The 25,164-nt window shown below is 49.6% G+C and carries 24 protein-coding genes; 1 reads left to right on the top strand and 23 read right to left on the bottom strand.

Annotation, left to right across the window (positions count from 1 at the left end; genetic code table 11):
* The 12 genes from bioB to POF51_RS12805 form a co-directional block, all read right to left on the bottom strand.
* Positions 1-996: a biotin synthase BioB gene (gene bioB, locus POF51_RS12860; protein WP_069851007.1), complete on the bottom strand. Its 996-nt coding sequence runs from the start codon at positions 994-996 to the stop codon at positions 1-3.
* Positions 997-1,016: 20 nt separating this feature from the next.
* A complete protein-coding gene (bioD, locus tag POF51_RS12855) occupies positions 1,017-1,736 on the bottom strand; it encodes a dethiobiotin synthase (RefSeq protein WP_069851214.1) in 720 nt (239 codons plus the stop codon).
* A gap of 5 nt (positions 1,737-1,741) precedes the next feature.
* On the bottom strand, positions 1,742-3,142 hold the full coding sequence (gene bioA, locus POF51_RS12850; RefSeq protein ID WP_083261712.1) for an adenosylmethionine--8-amino-7-oxononanoate transaminase: 1,401 nt from the start codon (positions 3,140-3,142) through the stop codon (positions 1,742-1,744).
* A gap of 111 nt (positions 3,143-3,253) precedes the next feature.
* The gene (locus tag POF51_RS12845; protein WP_271755510.1) at positions 3,254-6,418 is read right to left on the bottom strand and encodes a phosphodiester glycosidase family protein; all 3,165 of its coding nucleotides are present in this window, start codon (positions 6,416-6,418) and stop codon (positions 3,254-3,256) included.
* Between the two features lie 225 nt (positions 6,419-6,643).
* Positions 6,644-7,792 carry a non-hydrolyzing UDP-N-acetylglucosamine 2-epimerase gene (wecB, locus tag POF51_RS12840; protein WP_069851012.1) on the bottom strand — a complete coding sequence of 383 codons (1,149 nt, stop codon included), beginning with the start codon at positions 7,790-7,792 and terminating at the stop codon, positions 6,644-6,646.
* A gap of 18 nt (positions 7,793-7,810) precedes the next feature.
* Positions 7,811-8,440 (bottom strand): uracil phosphoribosyltransferase, encoded by a 630-nt coding sequence (gene upp, locus POF51_RS12835; protein WP_007725492.1) that lies wholly within the window; start codon positions 8,438-8,440, stop codon positions 7,811-7,813.
* Between the two features lie 181 nt (positions 8,441-8,621).
* Positions 8,622-9,872, bottom strand: a complete 1,251-nt coding sequence (gene glyA, locus POF51_RS12830; protein WP_007725498.1) for a serine hydroxymethyltransferase — start codon at positions 9,870-9,872, stop codon at positions 8,622-8,624.
* A gap of 84 nt (positions 9,873-9,956) precedes the next feature.
* A complete protein-coding gene (locus tag POF51_RS12825; protein ID WP_069851015.1) occupies positions 9,957-10,526 on the bottom strand; it encodes a TIGR01440 family protein in 570 nt (189 codons plus the stop codon).
* On the bottom strand, positions 10,527-10,982 hold the full coding sequence (gene rpiB / locus POF51_RS12820; protein WP_007725502.1) for a ribose 5-phosphate isomerase B: 456 nt from the start codon (positions 10,980-10,982) through the stop codon (positions 10,527-10,529).
* Between the two features lie 139 nt (positions 10,983-11,121).
* A complete protein-coding gene (locus tag POF51_RS12815) occupies positions 11,122-11,592 on the bottom strand; it encodes a low molecular weight protein arginine phosphatase (RefSeq protein ID WP_069851018.1) in 471 nt (156 codons plus the stop codon).
* 33 nt (positions 11,593-11,625) lie between these two features.
* Positions 11,626-12,186, bottom strand: a complete 561-nt coding sequence (locus POF51_RS12810; RefSeq protein WP_017252372.1) for a manganese efflux pump MntP — start codon at positions 12,184-12,186, stop codon at positions 11,626-11,628.
* A 56-nt stretch (positions 12,187-12,242) separates the two neighbouring features.
* Positions 12,243-13,322: an L-threonylcarbamoyladenylate synthase gene (locus POF51_RS12805; protein WP_069851021.1), complete on the bottom strand. Its 1,080-nt coding sequence runs from the start codon at positions 13,320-13,322 to the stop codon at positions 12,243-12,245.
* A gap of 230 nt (positions 13,323-13,552) precedes the next feature.
* On the opposite strand from POF51_RS12805, the gene POF51_RS12800 reads away from it, so the two are divergent.
* Positions 13,553-14,350 (top strand): DUF3298 and DUF4163 domain-containing protein, encoded by a 798-nt coding sequence (locus POF51_RS12800; RefSeq protein WP_069851024.1) that lies wholly within the window; start codon positions 13,553-13,555, stop codon positions 14,348-14,350.
* A gap of 57 nt (positions 14,351-14,407) precedes the next feature.
* On the opposite strand, the gene spoIIR is transcribed toward POF51_RS12800, so the two are convergent.
* The 11 genes from spoIIR to glpX all read right to left on the bottom strand — a co-directional run bounded on the left by spoIIR (position 14,408) and on the right by glpX (position 25,143).
* Entirely contained in the window at positions 14,408-15,190 is a 783-nt protein-coding gene (spoIIR, locus tag POF51_RS12795; protein ID WP_069851026.1) for a stage II sporulation protein R, read from the bottom strand.
* A 111-nt stretch (positions 15,191-15,301) separates the two neighbouring features.
* Positions 15,302-16,192, bottom strand: coding sequence for a peptide chain release factor N(5)-glutamine methyltransferase (gene prmC, locus POF51_RS12790; RefSeq protein WP_069851028.1), 891 nt, complete (start codon positions 16,190-16,192; stop codon positions 15,302-15,304).
* Entirely contained in the window at positions 16,176-17,252 is a 1,077-nt protein-coding gene (prfA, locus tag POF51_RS12785; RefSeq protein WP_017252377.1) for a peptide chain release factor 1, read from the bottom strand. The genes prmC and prfA overlap by 17 nt, the downstream gene beginning before the upstream one ends.
* Positions 17,253-17,487: 235 nt before the next feature.
* Positions 17,488-17,985 (bottom strand): sporulation protein, encoded by a 498-nt coding sequence (locus POF51_RS12780; protein ID WP_069851030.1) that lies wholly within the window; start codon positions 17,983-17,985, stop codon positions 17,488-17,490.
* A gap of 85 nt (positions 17,986-18,070) precedes the next feature.
* Positions 18,071-18,646, bottom strand: a complete 576-nt coding sequence (locus tag POF51_RS12775; protein WP_069851033.1) for a thymidine kinase — start codon at positions 18,644-18,646, stop codon at positions 18,071-18,073.
* 28 nt (positions 18,647-18,674) lie between these two features.
* Complete coding sequence (locus POF51_RS12770) at positions 18,675-20,129, bottom strand: cryptochrome/photolyase family protein (RefSeq protein ID WP_069851035.1); 1,455 nt, start codon at positions 20,127-20,129, stop codon at positions 18,675-18,677.
* Between the two features lie 86 nt (positions 20,130-20,215).
* Positions 20,216-20,413 carry a 50S ribosomal protein L31 gene (rpmE, locus tag POF51_RS12765; RefSeq protein ID WP_017252381.1) on the bottom strand — a complete coding sequence of 66 codons (198 nt, stop codon included), beginning with the start codon at positions 20,411-20,413 and terminating at the stop codon, positions 20,216-20,218.
* 106 nt (positions 20,414-20,519) lie between these two features.
* Positions 20,520-21,785: a radical SAM protein gene (locus POF51_RS12760; RefSeq protein WP_271755491.1), complete on the bottom strand. Its 1,266-nt coding sequence runs from the start codon at positions 21,783-21,785 to the stop codon at positions 20,520-20,522.
* Between the two features lie 70 nt (positions 21,786-21,855).
* Positions 21,856-22,758, bottom strand: a complete 903-nt coding sequence (locus tag POF51_RS12755) for a M23 family metallopeptidase (protein WP_271755489.1) — start codon at positions 22,756-22,758, stop codon at positions 21,856-21,858.
* 75 nt (positions 22,759-22,833) lie between these two features.
* Positions 22,834-24,114 carry a transcription termination factor Rho gene (gene rho / locus POF51_RS12750; protein WP_017252384.1) on the bottom strand — a complete coding sequence of 427 codons (1,281 nt, stop codon included), beginning with the start codon at positions 24,112-24,114 and terminating at the stop codon, positions 22,834-22,836.
* A gap of 66 nt (positions 24,115-24,180) precedes the next feature.
* Complete coding sequence (gene glpX / locus POF51_RS12745; protein WP_069851041.1) at positions 24,181-25,143, bottom strand: class II fructose-bisphosphatase; 963 nt, start codon at positions 25,141-25,143, stop codon at positions 24,181-24,183.
* Positions 25,144-25,164: the final 21 nt, after the last annotated feature.

Genomic DNA, 25,164 nt, shown 5'->3' with positions numbered 1-25,164 from the left:
CTACAGCGCACACAGCTCGATTTCAAACCCGAGGTCTTCAATCATCTGATGGTCTGTCGTGATTTCCTGCCCGGGCGTCGTCAAATAGTCGCCCACGAACAATGAGTTAGCCGCATACAAGGAGAGCGGCTGCAACGTGCGCAAATTCACTTCGCGACCACCCGCAACGCGAATTTCTTTATCTGGGCAAATAAATCGGAACAAGGCGAGAACTCGAAGAGCCTTCATTGCCGGAGTGCGTCCTTTATCCTCCAACGGGGTTCCGGGAATCGCATTTAAAAAATTGATCGGGATGGAATCTGCGTCGAGATTGCGCAGGGCAAATGCCATTTCGACGATCTCTTCATCGCTCTCCCCCATGCCGATGATCACGCCTGCGCAGGGCGACATCCCTGCTCTTTTCACGGTATCGACTGTCTGTACACGCTGATCGTATGTGTGCGTTGTCGTAATCGCTTCGTAATGATTGCGACTCGTGTTGAGATTATGGTTGTAGCGGTGAACACCTGAATCTTTTAAGCGCGTTGCTTGTTCGTCGCTTAATATCCCAAGGCACGCACAAATTTTCAGCGGCATCGTCTCGCGGATTTCTTTGACTGCCTCGATGACCTGGCCCAGCTCTCTTTCTGTGGGACCACGTCCTGAGGCGACAATACAGTATGTACCTGCTTTTCGATTCATGGCTTCTCGCGCACCTGCGAGCAATGTCTCCTTGTCCAGCATCGTGTACTTGGATACCGGAGCATTCGAAACAATCGACTGCGAGCAGTAACCGCAATCCTCCGGGCATAGGCCGCTCTTGGCGTTGATGATCATGTTCAGTTTGACCTTTTTTCCGAAAAAGTGCTTTCTGACGCGAAAAGCTTCGTTCATGACCAGCAGCAGCTCATCATCAGGCGCTTGCAATACCTTCATTGCCTCTTCCTGTGTAAACTCTTCTTTCTTGATGGATTTGCTTGCGTACTCCTTCCAATCCAGACAGGCGCTTTGCTTCATTTTCTCGTCTCCTCTTTCTATTATTTAAGGCTCCACTGGCACAACTGGCCGATGTCTACACATTCTTGGATCAGCTGCGTCAACTGCTGGCGCTCTAACGGTTGGTCTATCCATGGAAGTACGCCCCATACAGGAACTCCCCCGTAGCTCTCGATCATGCTCGCGTTTGTTTTGACACTCTCATCGGTGACACCAGCAGAGTTGTTTTGATTCAGGATGACACCTACAACCTCGATCCCGAGTTCCCGTGCATACCAAACGGACAAGAGCGTATGGTTAATCGTGCCGAGCCCAGCCCGCGCCACGATGAGCATAGGCAGATTCAGTCGAGCAGCAAGATCCGCCATCGTTTCGGTTGGAGTCAATGGCACAATCAGACCACCAGCTCCTTCGACTAGGAGTGCCGGATAACGTTCCATCAGGGGTCGCCCGCAAGCGATTACTTCCTCCATGGTCAAGCTTTTCCCCTCTGCTTCCGCAGCCAGAGACGGGGTAAGCGGTGCCTCAAAACAGAGCGGGGCTATCTCCTCACACGCGTCAGGCACTCCACTCCACGCTCTCAAGTACATAGCGTCACTGCCCTCATCATGTGCTCGTGCTCCTGACTGGACTGGCTTCCAAACCCCTATGTCCACTCCTGTCTCACGCAACACGGATGCGATTCCGGCAGTCACAACCGTTTTGCCTACCCCTGTATCTGTTCCTGTGATGAACAATCCGGAAAAGGGTCGATCAGTCACATCAATCACTCCTCCGTTTCACCTGTCGTTACATCCTGAATCGATTCCGTCAAAATCCGAACCATGTCAGCCAATTCTTCAGGTGTAGATACAAGCGGTGGGATAAAAACGATGACGTTGCCCAATGGTCGTGTCAGAAGCCCTTTTTCTCTCGCTATCTGACAGACACGCACACCGATCCGCTCATTCCAGTGATAGGGCTCCTTGGTCTCTTTATCTCGAACCAGCTCGATTCCCGCCATCAAGCCTTTTTGCCGGATATCTCCTACATGAGGCAGGTCGCGAAGTGGCTCCAGTAATTGATCCAGATTGATTGCTTTTTGTGCTACCTGTTGAACGACTCCGCGCTCCTCCATCAGCCGCAGGTTGGCGAGAGCAACTGCACAGCCAAGTGGATTTCCCGTGAACGAATGTCCGTGAAAGAAGGTTTTCTGTTCCTCATAGTCGGCGAAAAAGGCATCATAAATCTGCTCGGTTACTAAGGTAGCCGCTACTGGCAAATACCCTCCCGTGAGCCCTTTTGCGACCGCCATGATGTCTGGCACGACCCCATCATGCTCACAAGCGAACATTTTGCCCGTGCGTCCAAATCCTGTCGCTACTTCGTCTGCGATTAGCAATACATCATAGGCGCGCAACAGCTCCGCGATTTTTTTCAAGCAACCGTCCGGCATGATAATCATGCCGCTTGCTCCCTGCACGACAGGCTCCACGATCATCGCCGCAATCTCATGAGCTCTTTCCTTCAACAAACTTTCCAGACTGCTCAATGTGGCCTGAACGGCTGCTTCTTCGCCACCCTGTCGGTATGGATAAGGGTATGGAATGACATGTGGAGAAAAGAGCAGGGGTTTGTAGACCTGATGATAGAGCGGAATGGCTCCCACACTGGTAGCTCCAATCGTATCCCCGTGATAGGCATTGTTCATTGTGATAAACGAATACTTGCCAGTCTGCCCGCGATTTTGCCAGTATTGGAACGCCATTTTCAATGAGATTTCGACTGCCGTTGCCCCGTTGTCAGAGTAAAAGACTTTGCTCAGTCCTTCTGGAGCGAGGTTGATCAGCTTTTCCGCTAATAGAATGGATGGGACATTTGCCATGCCGAGCAAAGTAGAATGGGCAATCTGGTCGAGCTGTTCCGTGATCGCCTGATTCAGCTCGGGAACGTTGTGACCGTGGACATTCAACCACACGGAGGAAAAACCGTCGTAGTAAGCCTTGCCGTTCACATCGAACAGCTTGATCCCTTCTCCTCTCGCAATAATCAGTGGCTCCTGTGCGACGTAGTCTTTCATTTGGGTGAAGGGATGCCAAACGTATTGCTTGTTTTTGGCAGAAAGCTCTGCATAATTATTTAACAACCAAATCACAACCTTGGTTAACGTATATTTGTTAACCGTTATTTTAAAATGGTTAACCTATTTTAGCAAAGCTTTTTTCTTCGACATGGAAAAAAGAAAAAAGGTCAAGCTCCTCTTTTTTAGAGAAGCTTGACCTTTTTTCTACTGTCATTCTTACTTGGCTTGATGCAGGATGCGATACAGCGCAACGACACACACTGCTCTCGTCGTCGGTTTATTCGGCTGATAATTTCCTCCAACTGGATCAATCAGACCGAGTCCGACCATGTTGTTGATGGATGTAGATGCCCAGGATGGCCATGTCCCTTTATCGGAGACCTTTTTCGTCGCTCCCTTTTTATTCACGAGACGATCGAGAATGACTGCGGCCTCTGCGCGAGTCACCGGCTGATCTGGACGGAAAGTATTATCGTTATAGCCCTTCACCAGGCCTTTGGAAACAGCAACCTGTACGGCACCTTGCGCATAGGAAGGCACCTTATCCTTGAATTTCAGCTTTGGTGAGGATGGGAGCTCCCATTCAAAAGTGCGCGCGAGCAAGGTGACGAACTGTGCTCTTGTCAAAGAAACCTCTGGGCCGAACGTCGTCTCTGTCAAACCCTTTACGTAGCCCTTTTCCGCCATGTAGGTGATTTCTGCCTTGGCTGGATGCTTCGCGATATCACTAAATCCAGCGCTGTCCGTGCCTCCATTGTCCAGGTAGTACGGAATGTACTTGCCGTAGCTATTGACTTCATATACCCACTGACCTTGAGCATTCAGGGTTCCTAGCAGCGGATCCAAAGTATTGTTTACTTCGTTTACGTACAAGAGCCCAACGCCTTTTCCAGCAAGCCATTGCTTCGGTGCCAAGGTCAACTGAATCGACGAAGTTGAAATTGCGTCCTCTTGTCCTGCTTTTAGTTCGCCCGGCTTAATCGTAAACGAATAATCAGCAGGCACATATCCTGGCATCGGCTGAGTCACGATCGACTCCACATCAATCAGCGCACTATCCAGGTAAGGAGCAGTATTTGCTAAGGAATAATGGAGATCGAGCTCCGCCCCGAGGGACATGCTGCCTGGCAGTTCAGGAACAACGGCTACATCGCTCGGTTGGCCTGTCTGGTTGCCCAAGAGGAGCGAGAATTCGTCGAAGTACAGTGTTCCTTTGTCGTGTGTAATGCCATCATTGGCTTGGTCAACGACATACACACTCTTGAGCTGCAATGGATACGCAACATTGCTCGGGAAGTAGCCTTTAACCTGCTTCCACCCTGTCCAATTGATCTCTTTTGCCAGATCGACGTAGACTGCCTTGCCGTTTGCATCGACTACTTCTGCACGGAGCCAATGTCCGCTGTTGTCACCATTGACCCACAAGCCCAATCCGAGCGGTTTGCCAGGAATGGTCACAGGTTTTGCCCCCAGAACGCCATACGAAATCCGCATGTTGTTCGCTGGTGCTCCAGAGAAGTTGTACACCAGCTTCGCTGCCTTTTTCGTGCGGAATGTCTGATCGGAAACGAGCCCGAACGATCCAGCGGAACTGATGCTGGATGGATTTGCCGCATGGTACATACCAACCTGATTATCGAAGGTAAGCCATGGCTGCTCAAATTGTCCGACAGCAAATGGTACGCTTGTCGACACGCCATCATACGTAATGGTCAGGGTTCCGTTGCCCGGCTCATTGCCTGCTACCAGTTGCAGATTGTCGTTAATCGTCGCTACAGAGGAATCGACACTCGCTTTTACGCTAAGTGGCGTCGCTTGTACGGTAGAACCCTTCTTCGTTTTGATTTTGACATCGAGATTAAGGGATTGTCCCGGTGCAATCGTGATCGGATTCGGGGAAACGATGATTTGCTGCACATCGTTGCCGGAAATGACTTGAATGTCTTTATTTTGCGTCACATTGCCCAATCGCGCAGTCAATGTGATCTTGCCGGAGCGAGCTGGTGTGAATTGCTTGCCATTTACGGTTCCCGCTTCGGACTGACTGGCATCCCAGCTCACATCGCCTGCATTGATCGCGTACGGTTGGTAATGAACGTCATATCCCTTGGATGCGCTGAGCGAGATGGTTTGTCCGATAAGCACATCTGCTGGTACATCGATTTGGAAGCCTTTCAATTCTCCAGCAGGTGCCGTGTTGTATACGGCCAGTCCAGTAGGCACACGACGCTCAGCACCGCCGCTCGGCTTATTCGACAGATTCGCGTGTGTCTCACCCAGCATGCGAGCTGCCATGGTCGTAGAGCCACCACCGTCAAAGTTTACAGCCCGAAAAGAACCGAGCTCCGCCATGATTTTTGCTAGTTCATCCAAATAAACGCCTTGGCTCGCATCGATCGTGACCATGTACAAGGTCTTCCCGTCCTGGGAAACACCGACCGCTGTACGCGCCGTTTTGCTCGTGATGGACTTGTCCGCTGGAAAGGACGACAGTGCTTTCCCTTGATCAACCAAAAGAACATTGCCACCCACCGCATGGTTCAAGTCGAGTGTTTGCGGTGTCGTTTGATACTCAACTGTTGCAGTAGCGCCTACTGGGAAGTTTTGTTTGAGAAATGCTCCTGCTGCTCCATGTCCCCAAAGGACATAGCCGTTGTAAGGTATGTATACGCCAGGTTGATTCACACGAACTTCTTTGGCTACGTTGTCTACAAACAGAATCTCGACGACATCTTTGTAGCCCGATATCGTCCCCAAGCTGGTTTTGCCAAAGGAAGGGGTATAAACGTTCAGTTGGTTCTGGTGACTTTTTCGTCCGTCACTCGGGTTGTACTCTTCCTTGTTGACACCCTGAATCGAATAGGTAGCGCCATTAGGAGCAGTAACCTTGCCGCCAAAACCAAACTTATCGACGATAGCCATCTTGTCTCCGGTCAAGCCTAGGGCGTACCAGTAGGAGACCAAGCCCATGGAAGAAATGAGTTCATCGTCTTTCATGACAATACCAAACGGCGCTCCCCGCTTCGACATGTTAAAAAAGTCGGCATTGATCGCTGCTACAGCTCCGGTTTCACGCGCCATTTGTGTAACCGTCTGCCTGTCTGTCAGCTTGCCTTTCGTCCCGTATACCGGTTTGACCTCAACGTAAGGATTATTCATGTCAACCTTGGTCACCATGATCGTGACGACTTGGTTGGCAAATGATTTCGTATATTTCTGCAAAGTGGTCCCCTCACCAATTGGGGTTTGCCACATCATATTCAATGCACTGGTCTCCGCTCTGGCGTGTGCGACATTGGTCGCAAACGGCACAAACGGAACAAAAGCTCCCCAGGCCATGGTCGTGGCCGTGAGCAGCGTCACTATCCTTTGCGCTCTCATGTTGGTAACTCCTCTCCGTATTCCAAACTCTATCTTTTTTCCATCTAAGCCAAGCAACTAAATATTAGACGCAAAAAATCATGGATAGTTTCGCCAATTCTCTCGATTCTCCATTAGAAAAACATACCAAATCGTCAGTCTTCGAAACCAAAAAAATTCCCGTTACCAACAAGAAACCCGCCCGGTTTTGACGAACGGTACCTGGCGGGTTTTCCTAGCTGTATGTTACTGACCTGGTTGGAAAGGCTCTGGCTGTTCAGCTCGCAAACCAAAATGATAGAGGATTGCTTCTACGATACGACGGGAAGCCTCGCCATCCCCGTACGGGTTGACAGCGTGCGCCATTGCATCGTAAGCCGCTTGGTTGGTCAGCAATTCTTTTGCCATTGCATAAACTTGCTCTTCGTCAGTTCCCACGAGCTTCAACGTGCCTGCTTCAATCCCCTCAGGACGTTCTGTCGTATCGCGCAGAACCAGGACTGGTACGCCAAGAGACGGCGCTTCCTCCTGCACCCCGCCAGAATCGGTCAGGATGAGATGGGCACGACGAGCGAAGTTGTGGAAATCAAGGGCATCCAATGGTTCGATCAACGAAATGCGATCGTGGTTTCCGAGAATCTCCTGCGCTACTTCTTGTACAGCAGGATTCAAGTGAACCGGATACACAACAGCAATCTCAGGATGCTCGTCCACTAGTCTTCGAACTGCACGGAAAATACGGCGCATCGGCTCGCCCAAATTTTCGCGGCGGTGTGCCGTCATCAGCACCAGCTTCTGACCAGCTACGCGATCAATTACCGGATGCGTGTAATCCTCGCGAACCGTTGTTTTCAGCGCGTCAATTGCTGTGTTTCCTGTCACGTAGATGCTCTCTTCCGGCTTTGCTTCGCGACGAAGATTGTCAGCCGATCCATCGGTCGGAGAGAAGTGCAGGTCAGCCATTACACCTGTCAACTGACGGTTCATCTCTTCCGGGAACGGCGAGTACTTGTCCCATGTGCGCAAGCCCGCTTCCACGTGTCCGATCGCGACTTGATTATAAAAAGCAGCCAGACTCGCCACAAAAGTGGTTGTCGTATCCCCGTGTACGAGGACAATGTCCGGTTTTACTTCCTTCATCGTTTCATCCAGGCTCTCCAATGCGCGAGTGGTCACACCCACCAGCGTTTGGCGATCCTTCATGATGTTCAAATCAATGTCTGGTTGAATATCAAAAATGTCCAAAACCTGATCGAGCATTTGACGATGTTGGGCCGTCACGCAAACGACCGATTCGATCTGTTCACTGTGCTTGTTCAATTCATGGACAAGCGGCGCCATTTTGATCGCTTCTGGACGTGTTCCGAATACCGTCATTACTTTTACAGTTTTCATACGTTTTTCCCTCTCCGACTACTTCGTGCCGTACAAGCGGTCACCCGCATCGCCCAATCCTGGCACGATGTATCCATGGTCGTTTAAATATTCATCAACAGCTGCTACGTAAATATCTACATCAGGATGCTCGTCCTGAACCAGCTTGATGCCTTCTGGAGCAGCGATGAGGCACATCAGCTTCAAGTTTTTCGCTCCACGTTTTTTCAAAGCAGTAAGAGCAGCAACAGCAGAGCCCCCAGTCGCCAGCATTGGGTCAGTTACGATCAACTCACGCTCAGCAACATCGGATGGCAGCTTCACATAATACTCAACAGGCTGTAGGGTTTCCGGATCACGGTAAAGACCCACGTGTCCTACTTTGGCAGCAGGGATCAGCCTCATCAGGCCATCCACCATACCAAGACCAGCGCGCAGAATCGGTACCAGCCCTACTTTTTTACCAGCAATTACGTTCGACTGACAGGTAGCCACTGGCGTTTCGATGGTGGTTTGCTCCAACGGCATATCACGAGTAATTTCATAGCCCATCAGAGTCGTCACTTCATCTACCAGTTCGCGAAATTCCTTGGTCCCTGTATTCTTGTCACGAATATACGTAACTTTATGCTGAATCAGCGGATGGTCAAACACATATACACGGCTCATGTCATTTCCTCCGTTTCCCTATCAATGCATCCTTTCTATAATAGCGGGTGAGAGTGGCGCCGTCAATTTGCCTAATCTTCGTACTTTTTCGCATCCTCGATCCCTAGCTACAGCCGGGAAGTGGAAAAAAAGCAGACCCGTATGGGAAAATTTCCACTGGGTCTGCTTCTCGTTGGCTTGCTTAGATATTCAATCCTTCGTACATCGGGAAACGTTGGCACAAAGCTGCCACACGTTGGCGTGCTTCTTCGTGCTTCGCAGCATCCTCTGGGTTTTTCAATGTCAGAGCGATAATTGCTGCTACTTCTTTCATCGCTTCCTCATCAAAACCGCGGCTCGTTACTGCTGGCGTACCCATGCGCACACCACTTGTAACAAACGGGCTTTGTGTATCGTAAGGAATGGTATTTTTGTTTGTGGTAATGCTTACTTCGTCCAACAAATGCTCAGCTACTTTACCTGTCAGGCCGATTTTGCTTACATCAACCAATACGAGGTGGTTATCCGTTCCGCCGGAAACGAGCGTCAGACCTTCAGCAGTCAAGCTTTCCGCAAATGCACGTGCATTCTTGATGATGCGAGCTGCGTAATCCTTGAACTCTGGTTGCAGGTTTTCGCCGAAGGCAACCGCTTTTGCTGCGATGACGTGCATCAACGGACCACCCTGAACGCCTGGGAATACGGATTTGTCGATGCCTTTCGCGAATTCTTCCTTGCACAAAATCAAACCGCCACGTGGTCCACGCAGAGTCTTGTGCGTCGTAGAAGTAACGAAATGCGCGTGCGGTACTGGGTTTGGATGCAGACCTGCCGCAACCAGACCAGCGATATGCGCCATATCCACCATAAAGTACGCGCCCACTTCATCCGCGATCTCACGGAACTTGGCAAAATCAATCGTACGCGGATAGGCACTCGCACCGCAAACGATCAGTTTTGGCTTGTGCTCCAACGCTTTTGCACGAACAACTTCATAGTTGATCAGGTGCGTATCTTCGTCTACACCGTAATCAACGAAATTGTACAGAGTACCGGAGAAGTTTACTGCACTACCATGCGTCAAGTGACCACCGTGGGACAGGTTCATTCCCAACACAGTGTCGCCTGGCTGAAGAATGGTGAAGTATACAGCCATGTTCGCCTGAGCACCGGAGTGTGGTTGTACGTTTGCATGCTCAGCGCCAAAAATTTCTTTTACGCGGTCGCGCGCGATGTTTTCCACGATATCCACATACTCGCAACCACCGTAATAGCGGCGACCTGGATATCCTTCTGCGTATTTATTCGTCAAAACGGTTCCCATTGCTTCCATAACTGCGCGGCTTACGAAGTTCTCAGAAGCAATCAGCTCAATCTTGTCGCGTTGTCTTCCGAGCTCCAGTTGAACGGCTTCCATGACTTGCGGGTCTTGATTACGCAAAAAATCTAGCATAATAGTTTCTCCTCCTTAAAAGTTCGTGATCCCACATTCTTTTTACGTGCTTGTTCAAAAAGTCGGCTTTTTGAACTACCTCTTTTACGTGCAGCTTTCATTCGACGATGTCTTCTCATACACGGCACGCGGTCCGCCAATCAGCTTATGACGCGTACGCGCTGCCGTAACATGGGCTTGTCCAACGAGACGCAGTGTTGGACGCACCGGTACTGCCACATGCTTCAGATGCATGCCGATCAGCGTATGGCCGATATCAATGCCTGCGTGCGCGCGAATGTGCTCCACAACGGCTGCATCCGTGAACTGTGTAAACGCATGCGCAGCCATAGAGCCTCCAGCAGTCGGAACGGGAACAACCGAGACCTCTTCCAGTCCGTATCGCAATGCAACATCACGCTCGACGACCAGAGCCCTGTTCAAATGTTCACAACATTGGAAGGCAACAGCAAAGCCGCGCTTTTCTACAACAGATTGAATCCCACGATACAGAGCTTTCGCTACATCTTGGCTGCCAGCTTTACCGATATGCTCCCCGAGCACCTCGCTGGTACTGCACCCAATCACCATGAGTTGCCCGGCTTTCAGCTCTGCCATATCAGCTACTTCTTCGACAATGTCACTGATTTGTTTTTCGATAGCGGATAAATCCACTTACTTCACTCCCGCATGCTTCGCTTCAATTTGGGAAATCTTTTCCACACGACGCTCGTGGCGACCACCTTGAAACTCTGTTTCCAACCAAATTTTCACGATATCAAGCGCAAGACCCGGTCCAATGACACGCTCACCCATCGCCAACACATTGGTGTTGTTATGCTCACGGGTAGCGCGTGCAGAAAACGTATCATGCACAAGTGCACAACGGATGCCTGGAACCTTGTTGGCTGCGATCGACATGCCGATACCTGTTCCGCAAACGAGAATGCCTCGATCAAACTCCCCCGCTGCCACCTTTTCCGCTACTGGCAAAGCATAATCGGGATAATCAACCGATTCCTCGCAGGTGCAGCCGAAGTCTTCCGTCTGGATGTTCATGGAGGCCAGCAGAGTCTTGATCTCCTCTTTTAGCTTGTATCCACCGTGATCAGCAGCAAGTGCTACTTTCATCTGTCATCCCTCGCTTGTCTCATAATCTTCGTCTAGTATACATCAAAATACAATAAGTAAAAAGTGAACATTTTTATCAAATGAATAAAAAACGTTCGTACTCTCACAAAAAACAAGGCCCTGGCTATATACCAGCACCCTATTCATCCACTGATTTACGAAGACCTGGGTCCTTGAGCATCAATGAGAGCCTTTCCAGTGACTCTTCGATTTCTTCGGCACACCTGCGATAATCCATCAGTGATCCCCCATACGGATCAGCAATATCACTAAAGCCTTCTATCCCAACGAACTCCTGCAGGGTATGCACCTTTTCAGCCGCTGAGGGGAAATACGTCAGGATCGCTCGCTTGTGACCGTGTGTCATCGTCAAAATGACATCAGACCATTCAATCAACCCTTCGTCTACCTTGCTGGCCTTATGATCGTGGGCAACTCCTCGTTCTTCTAATACTTGTTTGGCGTGCAAGGAGGCATCCTGACCGGCAAATGCCGCCACTCCTGCTGAGCGTATCTCAAGCCCCTGTCCATCTGTCTTCGAACGGAACATCGCTTCTGCCATTGGGCTTCGGCACGTATTTCCCGTACAGACGAAAAGTATCCGTTTCACGTATCGTTCCTCCTCTCCTATTAATTAGTCCGGTTATATCATAAATTTTAACCCAAAACCAAACAAAATAAGTCCACCTACTAATTCGCTATAATCCCCAAGCCACCCTCCCACACTCCTGCCTAACAATAAACCGAAGTAGGACATGGTGGCACCCATTATTCCAAAAAGGGAGATGGCCAAAATTCTATTGACCTCGATCAAGCCGAACGAGAAACCGACGGTGAAAGCATCCAGACTGACACTTAATGCGAAGAGCATAAGTCCGAACCCTTTTGTCTTCAATACACTTTTTTGATCCCCTTGGACGAAGCCATTCCATAGCATATGCAAGCCGATGATCATCAGGACACCGCCGCCAATAAACACGGCTATATCTCCAACCAAATCGGACAAGTACGCTCCAACAACAATCCCGATGATCGGCATCATAATGTGAAACAGTCCGATGGTGATACTCACTTTGATAATCTCTCGTAACCGAATCCCAACCATCCCTACGCCAATTCCCAACGAAAAGGCATCCATACTTAAGGCGAAAGCAATAATGAGCAACGTCAAAAATTGCCCCCATTGAAATAACACCTGGTCCAAGCAGCTCCCCTCCCGTCTCTTCACCTTATGCGGACAAGGGGGAGTTTAGGACAGGTTTACACGGACAAGACTCGGCCTCCAGCAGCCTTTTCCAAGCGATTCATTACGGCCATACCCAACCCGTTTCGCGGGAAAGTCTCACCGACTATATACTGCACCTCTTGATCGTCGAATTCTCGCAGCACAGCATAAAGCTGTTGGGCAACCATTTCCAGATCCGCTTGTGATCCGACCACAAGAACGACATCTGCCACCGCGTGACTTTGCCAAAAAGGAGCTGTTTCTTCCGTTGCCAGCACACCCGTTTTTTGACCGTGCTGCTTCGCCTGTTGCAGCATGTCTTCCATTTTCGCCCGAACTTTTTCACTCTCTCCTGACACGAGCCACATTTCGCCTTCAGGAGCGTAATGCGTATATTTCATCCCAGGAGAGCGTGGTGCCTCGGCTGCTCCCACTTGAAAAGAAGGGTCGAGCTCCACGTAGCCAATCACTGGTTCCATTTGCTCCCGTGTGATGCCGCCTGGGCGCAGAATCATGGGCGGGTCCTGCGTAACATCAATAACCGTAGATTCTACCCCAACACCTGTTGCCCCACCATCGACCACACCTGCTATGCGTCCATCCAAGTCAGCCAATACATGCGCCGCTGTCGTTGGACTCGGACGTCCAGAGCGATTGGCACTTGGAGCTGCAATCGGTACCCCCGCTTCCTTGATCAAAGCCAAGGCAATCGGATGATCAGGCATGCGAACCCCGACTGATTCCAGACCTGCCGTTACCAGCGAAGCTACTTGATCCGTTTTTGGCAAAATCACCGTCAACGGTCCAGGCCAAAACGCCTCCATCAGCTTTTTCCCTTTCTCCGGAACCTCACTTGCTACTGTGGACAACTGGTCCCACGCCCCAATATGTACAATCAGCGGATTATCGCTGGGTCTGCCTTTTGCTGTAAATATTTTTTCCACTGCTTCATTTGATAATGCATTCGCTCCCAAGCCGTAAACCGTCTCCGTGGGAAACGCGACAACTGCCCCTTCTCGAAGAAAACGGGCTGCATCCACAATCTGTGCACAACTATGCTGATTTTCCACATCGTTATCCACAGACCAGGCTTTTGTCACAAAATTCATTTCCATCGTTAAAAAATCCTTTCTCTAGCTCGTTTCTTGGTAAGGAGTGCCTTAAGTATAGATGTGCACCAAAAAGTTTTCAACAGGCTGTGGGTAACTTGTGAATAACTTTTCTGAACAGCGTGGAAAAGAGAACATTGTTACCTTTTTTTAACTTCATCCGTCTCAATCGTGTAGTAGAATGAACACGAAAACAAAACAATAACTTTCCCTTTATCGAAAGGACCGTGAATGATATGTCATCTTTTAAATCCTTAGCTTCCAGCCTGCTTGGAACAGCCGTATTGTTAACAGTTGTCGCTGCTCCAGTATTTGCAGCACCAGCTACACCTGCAACCTCCACAAAACCTGCTGTACAAGCGCCAAAGCCACAAGCTAACGGTGTCGTGTTCACACCAAAAACCATTACGGTCGATACGAAAGAATTTCAAGGTAAAGTATCCATCCCAGTGATTAGCGGGATGAAGGATAAAGCTTTTGAAGCAAAACTGAACGCTACTCTGCTGAAAGAAGCACAAACAGGCTTGGCGGAAGGACAAAAAGCCGGCAAAGAAGATGCGGAAGAAGCGAAAAAGAACGGATGGGAGCCACGTCCTCATGCGCTCGACATCTCCTATGAGGTATACAATGCTGGTAATCTCGTTTCTTTCTCCGTACAGACGTACATTTATACAGGCGGAGCACATGGCATGACGGATGTTTCGTATTACAACATCGATAATCAACCCAAATCAAAACAATTGAAGCTGGCTGAGCTGTTCCAGTCTGGCCATGACTACCGTACCATTTTCAATCAAATCATTTTGCAACAAATAAAAGAAGAAACCGAGGAGGATGGCTTTAATCCTTACGATGGATTCGAAAGCATCAGAGAGGATCAAGGCTTCTTCTTTAAAGATGGCAACCTGATGATCCATTTTGGTCAATACGAAATTGCCGCCTATGCAGCGGGAATGCCAGAGTTCACGATCCCTGCTCAGCGTTACCAAGATTTGTTGAAGTCTGAGATTCGTGAGGCTTTGTTCAAAAAGTAATAGAGCCATTCAAAACGACACCTGCACATGCGGCGGGTGTCGTTTTTTATGTCCAGCTTAAGAGAGCCAGCTCTCGATTTTTTCCCATAAGTAAAATCTCACTTCTACTTCAGGAGCAGAGGCAGTTGCTTCTTCTACTTTTTCTATCTCTTCGGACTTTTCTACCTCTACTTTTGTTTGTTCAGCGTCCACTTTATTTGATTCGGAATGTTGCCCTACTTCGTTCTCTTCTAGGGGTGCAACCGCTACTTGCTTTCTATCAAGTCGATCGTAGTTTTCATCTTCCTCGGATACAGCTGCTGTCGGTTGCTCTGATTCTTCAGGCTCTGGAGTTGGCTCTGCTTGTACAGCGTCGCCATTGGACATGTCAATAAAGCAGAGCGGTGGGAACAGGACACACCACCAGTTTTGGCCTTTTGCCTCTCCAATTTGTACACGGACTGCTCGGTAATTACCCGCAGGATACACATAAGAGCCGTACAGCTTCGTCGGAAAAGGGACTTCGCCGAAATCGACTACAGCTTTATACGAAAAACCGCGTTCCTTGATCGTCTTGTCTACGACTTGTTGCAGGACAGGCAATTGTGATTGAATCACTTGCTCTGCTTCCTCCAAAGTCTCGATATCGTCCGCCCATGTATTCATTTGAGCGATAATGGCATCTCTGACTTCGCGCTTCAACCATTGGTCTTGGACAGAATCGCTGTTCGCAATAATACGCAAGCGAACGGATTCCTGAGGGATCGGCCCATTATCCAACACATTGGCCGAAGTAAGCTGCCCCTCCCAGCTCATCATAAGCACAAACAGGCTAAATGCCATCAATAACATCCGTTTCATCGTTATCCGTCTCCCTCTATACTGATCTTCTCTCTTTAGCAATCAGTATGGACGGATTCACACGATTTCAAACATTCATTCCATATGTAAAAAAGGCGAGACGAGCAAGTGCTATCGTCTCACTCCGATAACGACCCGCTCGATCCCCGCCAAATCCGGAACAATCTCTACCTCACCCATGACACCGGATGCCCTCATCAATGCCGCTACATCCCCAGCCTGATAAATGCCTACCTCAAACGCTGCGACCGCTCTTTCTTTCAATAGATTCGGCAGCGCCTCACACAGTCGACGGTAGCAATCCAGACCATCTTCACCGCCATCCAAAGCCAAGCGAGGTTCATGTACGCGTACTTCATCGTCCAGCTCCTCGACATCGCGACTCGGGATATAAGGTGGATTGGACACGAGGATGTCTACCTTTTCGCCTGCTTCCAAAAGCGGTTGCACCAAATCCCCTTGTAGAAAGCGGACATCTGCACCAAGACGACTTGCATTTTCCCGTGCGATTGCCGTTGCCTCAGGAGACAGGTCCACCGTAGTCACGCGCCATTGCGGTTTTTCTAACGCGAGCGTAATGCAGATGGCTCCGCTCCCTGTGCCGATATCCACCACCGCTAGCTCTTCCCGCTCAGGCCAGAGCTTTGCTGCAGCAGCCATCACTTGCTCCACCAGGATTTCTGTTTCCGGTCTTGGGATCAGCACACCTGGTCGTACCGTAAAAGGACGACCGTAAAACTCCTGTTCGCCAAACATATATTGCAGTGGCTCGTTATTCGCCCGGCGCACGCACAGTCCGTCCAGCTTCACCAATGTTTCTGCATCGATTGAATCCGTCATCGCCATTAAAAAGCGCGTCCGATCCCAGTTGAGACAATGACGAATCATTAGCTCCGCTTCGAACAAAGGATCCTTTGTCCCTTTTTCCCGCAAAAAGGAAGAAGCCCGTAATAGGGCTTCTCGAATCGTCGTGACATCAGACCAATCAAGCTGAGTGTGCATGGCTTTTCAAAAGCTCCGTTTGTTCATGCAGGATCAGGTTGTCGATCACTTCATCCAATTCGCCTTCCAATACCGATTCCAGTCGGTGCAGGGTCAGACCGATGCGGTGGTCGGTCACGCGGCTTTGTGGATAGTTGTAAGTGCGGATGCGCTCGCTTCGGTCACCAGTACCCACCAAGCTTTTGCGCGTAGCATCTGCTTCCGCATTTTGTTGTTGCATGTAGAAATCATACAGACGTGCGCGCAATACACGCAGCGCCTTGTCTTTGTTGGAATGCTGGGATTTCTCGTCCTGACAAGAAACCATAATCCCTGTAGGAATATGCGTTACGCGAACCGCAGACTTGGTCGTGTTAACGCTCTGACCGCCCGCACCACTGGAGCAGAACGTATCGATGCGGATATCTTTTTCGTGTACTTCCACTTCCACGTCTTCTGCTTCTGGCAGAACCAGTACAGTCGCAGTAGAAGTATGGATGCGTCCACCGGACTCAGTAGCCGGGATGCGTTGCACACGATGCGCGCCGCTTTCGAATTTCATTTTGCTGTAAGCACCGCGGCCAGACAGCGAGAAGACAATTTCTTTGTATCCACCGATATCGGTTGGGCTTGCCTCCAGCACTTCAATTTTAAAAGCGTTGCGCTCCGCAAAACGAGTGTACATACGGAAAAGCACCGCTGCAAACAGTGCAGCTTCATCGCCGCCCGCAGCACCGCGGATTTCCACAATGACGTTTTTCTCATCGTTCGGGTCTTTTGGAAGCAACAGGATCTTCAAGCGATCTTCCAGTTGTTCCTTGCGTGATGACAATTCATTGAGCTCGAGCTTGACCATTTCACGCATCTCGTCATCCAGTTTTTCTTCGAGCATCGCTTTGGCGTCATCGATTTGACTCACCACTGATTTATATTCACGGTATGTCGTTACCGTCTCTTCCAACGAAGATTGTTCCTTAGACAGTTCACGCAAGCGTTTTGTATCACTAATGACGTCGGGGTCACATAGGAGATTCGTTACTTCTTCAAAACGCTCTTCGACTGCAGATAAGCGTGTAAACATTTTTATTTCACCCCATCGCAAAGAATAATAGCCTTTTGGCGCAGGCGAAGCCTTGGTAGCATGTATGTTAGATATGAATTGCGATAAAATGCTATCTACCATAAAAACGGTTATAACAGATAAATTATAGGAGGAATGTCGCAAGAAGTCAAAGCGCATTATTACTGGAAATGTTTTACCGATGCCAAACAGGCCCGGCTATGCCGAGCCTTGCTACATACGTCCTGCTCACCTGTCAGCGATGGTAACCGTCATGCGAGGTTAAGTGAAAATCGTAGTTTGGAATTCTTTCTCGTAGAAGTGAAATCACCTGCTGCTCGATGGTACGCGCTTGATTCGCAGTGATGTTATGCACAAGGTCAAGAGTAACATATGCATTGGCATCGCTGAGTGTGATGCGTGCATTTTCCACACCTTTCACCGACATAGCGGTCCTCTCCATATTCGTCACTTCGACTGGCGTATTGCGCACATTCGTTTGACCAGTAACCATGTTCGGGTTTTGATTGCGCCCCATTAGCGAGTCGCGATCAGCAGCAACAGGGGTACGGCCTTGCAGCGTATTTCCGCTTTGATCCCCTCTGATCTTCATATTGTGCTGCGTATTCCTCATATCCGTACGATAGCCCTGTTGCTTAGCCGTATTTCCACCGCAGCCGACGGTGAGAGCAGAAGTCAGTGTCACCACGCCCAGTATGACCAACGCGCTTCGCCAAATAGGCTGTGTCCGCATGAAAAAGCCACCTCCTGTTTTGCTTAGTCTGCGCTTCGCCTCTTGGGCTCATGCACGGGACAAACAGGGGTGGCTTCTGCTTTCTTTATTCGACAACTGGAGGCGTATAGTAATGCTTGCGACAGACGCTGCTGTACGTATCATTTCCAGCAATTTCAATCGTCTCGCCAGCGTAGACGGGTTGTCCATTTTTGAACTTGAGAATATGCGTCGCCTTTTTATTGCAGTAAACACAGACGGTTTTAATCTCTTCTACCTTGTCAGCCTCGCACAACAGGGCGGCGCTGCCAGGGAAGAGCTCATTCTTGAAGTTTTTCAACAAGCCATAAACGATTACAGGGATGCCCAACTTGTCTACAATCCTGACGAGCTGATCCACATGATGGCGGCTGATGAACTGAGCCTCGTCAACCAACACGCAATGTGGCTTGACTGACTCTGCCTCTACGATTTGATACAGATCGGTCTCTTCGCTAATCGGAATCGCTTCTCGGCTAATCCCAACACGCGAAGCAACTTTTCCCACGCCATAGCGATCATCCACTGCTGGAGTAAACACTACTACTTTTTTCCCCGATTGCTCGTAGTTGTGGGCAACGGTCAATAATTGAATGGATTTGGAAGCATTCATCGCTCCATACCGAAAATATAGTTGTGCCACGTCTCTATCTCCCTTTGCCTAAAAGTCATTACTCAGTCTTTTGATGGCGGTCTTTTGCCTCTTGAAACAAGGCCATGGCCAGCTTTCTTCTTTGTGCATGGTCCACACAAGGAATCGGATAGTCGAAGCCAATCTTACAGCCTGCTTGCTCTTGGACATGCTCCGGCATGTCCCACGGTTTATGAATATATTGTAGAGGTACTTCACGCAATACGGGAAGATATTTTTTGACGAAAATGCCGTCTGGATCAAACTTTTCCCCTTGTCTGACAGGATGAAAGATCCGAAAATACGGTTGCGCATCGGTACCAGTCGAAGCACTCCACTGCCAGCCCCCGATGTTTGCCGCTTCATCGAAATCAATCAACTGCTGTGCAAAATAGGCCATTCCCCAACGCCAATCCACGAGCAAATCCTTTGTCAAAAAAGAAGCGGTAATCATCCGCAGCCGATTGTGCATCCAACCCGTCTCATTCAACTGCTTCATGGCAGCGTCGACAATCGGGTAGCCCGTCTCCCCATGACACCAATGGGTAAATAGGTCCTTCCTATTTTCCCAAGCGACCGTTTCAAATTGTGGCAGGTAGGCATGGTCAGTCGTGTGCGGATGGAAATAAAGCACCTGCTGATAAAATTCTCTCCAAATGAGTTCCGTAAGAAAAGCTTCGATCGAGGTAACCTGCTCACCCCGCGCGGAAGCAAGCACTTCCTGTACGCTATGATACACCGTTCGTATAGACAGCGTACCTGCGTTTAGGGCAAAAGACAGCCGGGAGGTCGCATTTACCCCTGGCATGTCGCGTTGTTCTTTATACGTATAAATGTCTCCATCTAAAAATTGCTGCAATCGTTTACGTGCCGCCAGCTCCCCGAACTGCTCCATTTCCCACTCGGGGCCGATCGGTCGTTTCCGTCCAAACGCTTCCATAGTAGGAACTGGCTCACTCGCCAACTCCTTCAACCGCTCAAATAGATTCCATCTTGTCGGCTGAGAGAACGGTCTATCTTTGGCCAGCGTCTGCCAAACGCGGCGATAAGGTGTAAAAACGGCATACGGTGTCCGCTGCTTCGTCATAATTTCCCCGGGCTCATGCAAAACCAGATCCTTGCATGTATGTACAAACACACCTAGACGGCTCAACACTTCAGACACGAGCTCGTCTCGCTTGCGAGCCTCTGGCGTATAATCCCGATTGAAAAACAACTTATCTGCACCCGTCTCTTGCGCTAATTGACAGAGCACTTGCTGTGGGTTGCCGTGGCGAATCAAGAGGCGTCCTCCCAGTTGAGCCAAAGTATCGCCGAGTGCAGCTATCGCGGCAAAACTCGCATGTAGTCGCTTATCTCCTACAACCGCAGAACGACAAAGCGAATCCTCCACTATATAAACAGGAATAATCGGATCGCCTGTGAGCATAGCTGCGTGCAGAGCAGCATGGTCATGCAAGCGCAGATCCCGACGGAACCAGACGATAGCAGTCATCGTTTGTCCTCCCGAAAAAATTAGTGCCAGAAAAAGACAAAACCAGGCAGATTGCTCTACCTGGTTGTTCCCATACATTCTGATTATTACAGATTGTATTTGCGTTTGAAACGGTCTACACGGCCGCCTGCATCAACGAATTTTTGTTTTCCTGTGAAGAAAGGATGGCAGTTGGAGCAGATCTCCACTTTCAACGCTTGTTTCACGGAACCGGATTCAAATTCGTTACCGCATGCGCAGCTAACTGTAACTACGTTGTACTTAGGATGAATGTTTTGTTTCATCTCTTCTACACCTCTTTCCGCCCTGAATCGTTTGCCGAAACAGAGTTATATAAACACATATCAGATAGTAGCATGAAACACTGCCGAAATGCAACTGGTTGGCCGATTACGCCATGTTTTTCCTGCGCTGGAGTTGATCTGGAGGAATATGTGTAAACGAACCGATTACAACATCGGGCAGTTCCTGCTGATAAATTTCGATGGCTTGCTTCATGCCCAATACTTCGCCTTGCGCTTTTGGAATCATCGCCAGATAACTCTCTGGATCGATATTCAGATTCCGCAGCTGAATCAGCTTAATGCCTGTTCTGCGGATGAACTCGATCATCGCTTCCATTTCCTCTTCGCGGTCAAATACACCAGGGAAGCACAGGTAGTTAATGGACGTATACACACCCTTGGATGCAGCGTACTCAGCAGAACGCGCTACATTTTCCAACGTGTAGTTGCGCGGGCGGTAGTAAGCATTATAGTGTTCGTCAATCGCACTGATAATACTCACGCGCATCAGATCAAGACCAGCATCGACAATGCCTTTGATGTGATCCGTCAAGCCCGCATTCGTATTGATGTTGATAAAGCCCATGTCTGTCGTTTCCCGTACCCGACGCATAGCAGGAACAATGATGGAAGCCATCGTAGAAGGCTCACCCTCACAACCCTGTCCAAAGCTGATGATGCTCTCCGGTGTCTTCAGATGGTGTAGCATGACTTCCACCAGCTCGTCCTCTGTCGGCTTGAAATTCATCCGCGTCTGTGGAGAAGGGAATCCACTGTCATCTGGTTGCTCGGAAATACAGCCGTAGCAACCGGCATTACAGGTATAGGAAACAGGCAAGCTGCCTTCCCAGCGGTTGAAAAAGTTATTGGAGGCCGTTAAGCATTCGTATTCCAACGCACAGTGGGACAAGTGGTTCAAAATGCGGTTTTGCGGAAACGTCTCCAACGTCTTTGCCACTCGCTGGCGCAGTTCATCCATCGGGAAGTTCAACGGGTCCCATTTGTAAATATCGTCACTCGCCCGACCCGTTACCCAGAAACGGTTATCCTTCCAGACAACTGCGGAGTAGCCGAACAATGGCAGCTTGCTTTCCTTGTTCGTTTTCACGTAACCTGGCAGCAAGAGCCTTGTAATTCCTTGTGGCACAAGTGCGCCTACTGCTGTACAGCCATCCAACTTGACCATTTCCCCTGTGTCAGGGTCCATTCCGATCGGCTCGGTGTCCGGCAAACTAACCAACGTCGATCCTTCTGGGAGTGGGATCAGTTCTTCTTCCAGAATTTCTGTTAATATATCTCCGTTACGAGCCACTGCAAAAAGACCTGGGTGGTCGTATACATTGCCTTTTTCATCTGCGTAAACTAAATACATGGGAAAATCGCCTCGCTTCTTTGCTTTGCCCATTGTATCGCATTGAAAAAGCAATGTAAATTGTATAGGGTTACCTGCCGAGATAGGGAAGTGGATTGATCGGCACATCATCCTGTCGCACTTCAAAGTGCAAATGGTAGCCCGTAGAATTACCTGTTTGCCCCATGTATCCCAATATCTCACCCGCTTCTACGTTTTGACCAGGTGACACCAGCAACAGACGCATATGGGCATAAAAGGTTTGCAAGCCATCACCGTGATCAATCACGACCATCCGCCCGTACCCTGACCGGTTGGCGCCTGCCTCCACAACAACTCCTGCCCTCGCTGCCAAGATCGGGGTCTTTGATTCCTGTTCATTCCACAAATCCACACCCTTGTGTGTTGTTCCCCAACGCGCTCCAAATCCGCTTGTAATCGTAGCTTCTCTGACAGGCCAACTTAGACCGGCGCGAATCCTCGTGATGACTTGCCGACTTGCCGCTTGAACGGCACTTCGCTTCTGCTGAGGATCGTTGCCCAACATCGGATTGCCTTTAGCGATGGGGACATACACGACCTGTCCTACATACAGGTTGTCCGACAGCCATTTTAGCAGCGGATTTCGTTCGATTAACGATTCCCGACTCACACCGTACCGCCTTGCTATGTAATCCAGTGTTTCTCCGCGTTTCACCATATGTCCGATTTCATCACGCTTGATGATTAGCTTCATGCCCACGCTTAAAAGATGGGGGTTCGTAATGCTATTAGCCTCTACCAGATTTTTTAAAGAAAGACCGTAGCGCTGGGCAATACCGGATAGTGTATCTCCTTGCCGAACAGCGTACATCACTGAATTTCCTTTCGTCACTGGTGCAGGTGAAGCCAGACTGGCATAGGGATTAAACGCTTGAAATAGCGCCTGCTCCACGACTGCTTTTTTTGCTTCCATCTGTGACTCCACCGGAGCGCTAACTTGCACGTACTCCACAAAGCATCTCCTCCTTCTTTTCCAGCTCCCTTCCTAACGGTATGCCAACGCCACAAAAAAAATGACGGTGAGTCATCATGAACTCACCGTCGTGCTAGCCGCTTTCCCTCTGCCCTGTTGCTTAGACTCAAGGGTTTGCAAAAATTCTTCGTTTGTTTTTGTATCTGCCAACTTTTTAATAAAGGAGTCGACAAACTCATTTGTTTCATTCATGTTCTTCCGGATCATCCACAGCTTATCCAGCTCTTCTTTGGTGAGCAAAAGCTCTTCGCGACGCGTACCCGAACGACGGATATCGATCGCCGGGAAAATTCTGCGCTCCGCCAGCTTGCGATCCAAATGAAGCTCCATGTTTCCGGTTCCTTTGAACTCCTCATAGATCACATCGTCCATACGTGAGCCGGTCTCAACCAAAGCAGTCGCCAAAATGGTCAAGCTGCCGCCTTCTTCAATGTTCCGCGCAGAACCAAAAAAGCGCTTCGGACGATGGAAGGCTGCCGGATCAATACCACCGGACAATGTTCGACCACTTGGAGGAATAACCAAGTTGTAAGCACGAGCGAGACGTGTAATGGAATCCAGCAGGATCACCACGTCTTTTTTGTGCTCAACCAATCGCTTTGCACGCTCCAAGACAAGCTCAGCAACTTTGATGTGATTCTCAGGCAACTCGTCAAAAGTCGAGGCAACCACCTCTCCTTTGACAGATCGCTGCATATCCGTCACCTCTTCCGGACGCTCATCAATGAGCAAGACAAACAAGTGGATATCCGGGCGGCTTTCGGTAATGCTGTTGGCAATCTCTTTGATCAGCATGGTTTTCCCCGCTTTTGGCGGAGCCACAATCAATCCACGCTGACCCAGTCCAACAGGAGAGAGAAGATCCATCAGGCGAGTGGAAACACGTGCAGGAGCTGTCTCCAGTACAAGCTTGGTTTGAGGATACAACGGTGTCAATGCGGGGAAATGAAGACGCTCTGCGGCTGTCTCAGGGTCTTCTCCGTTCACTGCCTCTACTTGAAGGAGTCCAAAGTAACGTTCATTCTCCTTCGGTGGTCTTGCTTTTCCTGATACCACATCCCCCATCCGCAGATCAAAACGGCGAATCTGCGATTGGGAGATGTAGATATCTTCCGAGCTAGGGAGATAGTTAATGGGGCGGAGGAAGCCGTATCCCTCCGGCAATATTTCGAGAACCCCCTCCATAAACATGAGACCATCCCGCTCCGCCCGTGCTCGAAGAATCGCGAAAATCAATTCCTTCTTCTTCAGCTGGGAGTAGTACGGAATATGGTATTCCTTGGCCAGCTTATAGAGATCGGTCAGCTTCTTTTCTTCTAGTTCAGAAAGTAACATACATCCACCACTCTTTATTTACTCTTAAAAAACCTAGCTCAACATATAAATGCGAAAATTGTTTTCTTACAAACCGTTACTCGGATTGCGTTCTAAGCGGTGGTTCCCTTCAATGAAACGTACCGTTCCGGTTTTCGCACGCATAACAACGGAATTAGTCGTCGCACGAGTTCCTTGGAAGCGAACCCCTTTGAGCAACTCGCCATCCGTCACACCTGTCGCTGCAAAAATGGCGTCATCACCTTTCACCAAGTCGTCCATGAATAGGACTTGATGAGGGTTAGTCAATCCCATTTTAACACAGCGTTTAATCTCTTCTTCATTTTGCGGCAAGAGCTTACCCTGGATTTCTCCCCCGAGGCATTTCAGGGCAACTGCTGCCAGAACACCTTCCGGAGCTCCTCCAGAACCGAACAAAATGTCTACACCTGTATCAGGGAATGCAGTGTTGATCGCAGCGGCTACGTCTCCGTCTGAGATGAGTCGAATACGCGCGCCTGCCTCACGAATTTCGTGGATCACCTTAGAGTGACGATCACGGTCAAGCACAATAGCGACCAAATCGCTGATATCTTTCCCCTGTGCCTGCGCTACCGCTTTCAGGTTATCACGAACCGGTGCGTTGATATCGACTTTGCCGACTGCTTTAGGCCCTACTGCCATTTTCTCCATATACATGTCAGGAGCATGCAACAAATTTCCTCGGTCTGCAATGGCAATGACCGAAATCGCTCCCCATGTACCTTTTGCGAGGATATTTGTTCCCTCCAAAGGGTCAACAGCCACATCGACTGCCGGAGCCACTCCCTGGCCCAGACGCTCACCGATGTACAGCATTGGCGCTTCGTCCATTTCGCCCTCGCCAATTACTACGACGCCATCCATCGGCACTTTCATAAATTCATTGCGCATTGCGGTCGTTGCCGCATCATCAGCCTCATCTTTTTTTCCGAGACCCATCCAACTGGCAGAAGCCAAAGCAGCGGCTTCAGTCACACGTACCAGTTCAAGTGTTAAACTGCGTTCCATTCTGGAAGACTCCTCTCCTGG

It is taken from the genome of Brevibacillus sp. AG (assembly GCF_028369215.1).
Classification (GTDB): domain Bacteria; phylum Bacillota; class Bacilli; order Brevibacillales; family Brevibacillaceae; genus Brevibacillus; species Brevibacillus porteri.
Note: the sequence above shows the minus strand (reverse complement) of the source record. Positions and strands in the feature narration are given on the sequence as shown.